We start from the raw sequence: 2,272 nt of genomic DNA, 5'->3' as shown, positions 1-2,272 counted from the left end.
CCCGCACCACCGAGAGCGGCAGGAACTGGTCGATGCGGCCCGGCTCGATCTCGCCCAGCGGCATCACCTCGATCAGCGTCAGGTCCATGCCGAGACCATGCGCCCAAACCATCAGGCTCTCGATCTCGTCCTCGTTGACGCCCTTCAGCGCCACCGCATTGATCTTGACCCGCATCCCGGCCTTGCGCGCCGCCTCGATGCCGCCGAGCACCTTGTCGAGATCGCCCCAGCGCGTGATCTTCCGGAACTTGTCCGGATCGAGCGTGTCGAGCGAGACGTTGATCCGGCGCACGCCGTAATCGGCCATTTCCTGCGCATAGCGATCGAGCAGGGAGCCGTTCGTGGTCAGCGTCAGCTCCTCCAGCGCGCCGGAGGTGAGGTGCCGCGAGAGCGAGCGGAACAGGCTCATCACATCGCGCCGCACCAGCGGCTCGCCGCCGGTCAGGCGCAGCTTGCGCGTGCCCCGCGCGACGAAGGCCGAGGCCAGGCGGTCGATTTCCTCCAGCGTCAGCAGATCCCGCTTTGGCAGGAAGGTCATGTCCTCGGACATGCAGTAGACGCAGCGGAAATCGCAGCGATCTGTCACCGAAATCCGCAGATAGGAGATGTCGCGGCCGAACGGATCGGTCAGCACAGGCCGCGCCAGCGGCGCGATGGGGTCAAACCGCATGGCTTAGGGAATCCTCAGCCCTGAAAAGCACCAGAGAACGGGTGAAACCGGATCAAATCGCCAGGACGGAGGTCTCCGCATTCGGCGGCGATCTCGGCGAGCCCGTCTGCGAGGGCGAGAGGGCGAAGCTGTGCTGCACCACCCTTGCCGATGATCTCCGCCCTGATCTCCTGTCCCTTGTTGGCCACGAGCCGCGCAGGGACGAATTCCGTACGACCGGGGCGCCGCGCAAACCCCGCCGCTATGGCCAACGGATAGCCAATGTGTGGACGATGAGGCCGTCCCTGCAGAGCGCCCACCATGGCCTGTCCCAGGATGAGCCAGGACACGAGGCTTGCAACCGGATTCCCGGGGAGCCCCAGATACGCAGCCTGGCCGATCCTGCCCACGATTGCCGGTTTGGCTGGTTTGAGGGCGATCTTCAGCACCCTGCCGCTGCCTCCGGCATGTCTTAGGGCCGCAAGGCTATGGTCCTCTTCGCCGACCGACGCCCCTCCCGTGCTGATCACGAGATCAGAATGCTCCGAGAGCATCTGCAGCCGTTCTGCGATCTCCGAACACGAATCCGCTGCCCGGCCGCCGTCGATCGCATGGTGCCCCGCTTGACCGATCAGCGACCGCAGCATGGGGCGGTTCGAGTCATAGATCGCTGCGCCACTCAGCATGGCGCCCACATCCTGCAACTCATCACCGGTGGAAAAAACGGCTATGCGCAGCCTGGACCTGACAGCAACGGTTTCCGCGCCCTGAGCGGCGAGCATGGCGACATGGCGAGAATCAAGCCTGATGCCGGGCTTTAGGAGTGGTTCGAGCGGCTCAATATCCTCGCCCTGATGCCGGACGTTGTCGCCGGCAGTCATTTGGCGCGTCAGGACAATCGATGAATCGTCTCGTTCGACATGCTCCTGCATCACGACGGCGTCCGCGCCCTCCGGCATCGGAGCGCCCGTGAAAATGCGGGCGGCCTCCCCGGCCGATAAACGTCGGCCACAACGCCCGGCGGGCACACGATCCACGATCTTGAGTCGCGTGCCTTCAGACAGGCCTGAAGCCGCGGCCAGGGCATAGCCGTCCATCGCCGATTGAGTGAAGGGAGGCGAAGCCATGCGCGCCACGAAGGTCTCGGCGAGAATCCGTCCAGCAGACTCGTCCAGCCTTACGGTTTCGCCCGGCAAAAGCGGCGGGGCGCACGCGATCGCCGCGGCGCAGGCCTCAGCGATGGACATGAGCGAGTCGCGGGATACCTGGTCGACGACGGCGTCCATGGGGTCTCCCTTCGCACGAGCGGCTTCATCGATGCACCGCTCTTAGGCACATTGTTCCGGGGCAGTGCCCGGATCGTCACGAGTGCCCCGGCAGTCGCTCGACATCGATACCGCTGATTGGTCCCGCTGCGGCCGACGCATTGGACCTGAGGCTAAAATTCCCGAGTTCGCTGCGAGCGTCGTTGATGGAAGTCAAACTCCAGAGACATGCTCAACGAGTAAGGTCACCCTCCTTCCGAAAGGGCATGACCAGCTTGGCGAGCGTCGCCAGAGTGGTGTCACATCGAGCGCGGTCGACAGCTGCAGGCCCTTGCCGCGGGTCAGTCGACGAGCGGGT

At 64.8% G+C, this 2,272-nt stretch carries 2 protein-coding genes; both read right to left on the bottom strand.

The window, feature by feature from the left end; genetic code table 11:
• Nucleotides 1–670, bottom strand: a 670-nt coding sequence (locus AX750_RS13245; RefSeq protein ID WP_156462459.1) for a radical SAM protein, incomplete at its 3' end; no start/stop codon positions are given.
• Nucleotides 671–684: 14 nt separating this feature from the next.
• Nucleotides 685–1,935: a gephyrin-like molybdotransferase Glp gene (gene glp / locus AX750_RS13240; protein WP_066735387.1), complete on the bottom strand. Its 1,251-nt coding sequence runs from the start codon at nucleotides 1,933–1,935 to the stop codon at nucleotides 685–687.
• Nucleotides 1,936–2,272: the final 337 nt, after the last annotated feature.

The sequence above is a fragment of the Methylobacterium sp. CCH7-A2 genome, from assembly GCF_001557075.1.
GTDB lineage: Bacteria > Pseudomonadota > Alphaproteobacteria > Rhizobiales > Beijerinckiaceae > Allobosea > Allobosea massiliensis.
Note: the sequence above shows the minus strand (reverse complement) of the source record. Positions and strands in the feature narration are given on the sequence as shown.

Bases quoted from the DNA above. Each gene is read 5' to 3' on its own strand.
- glp (WP_066735387.1), bottom strand. From the start codon at position 1,935: ATGGACGCCGTCGTCGACCAGGTATCCCGCGACTCGCTCATGTCCATC.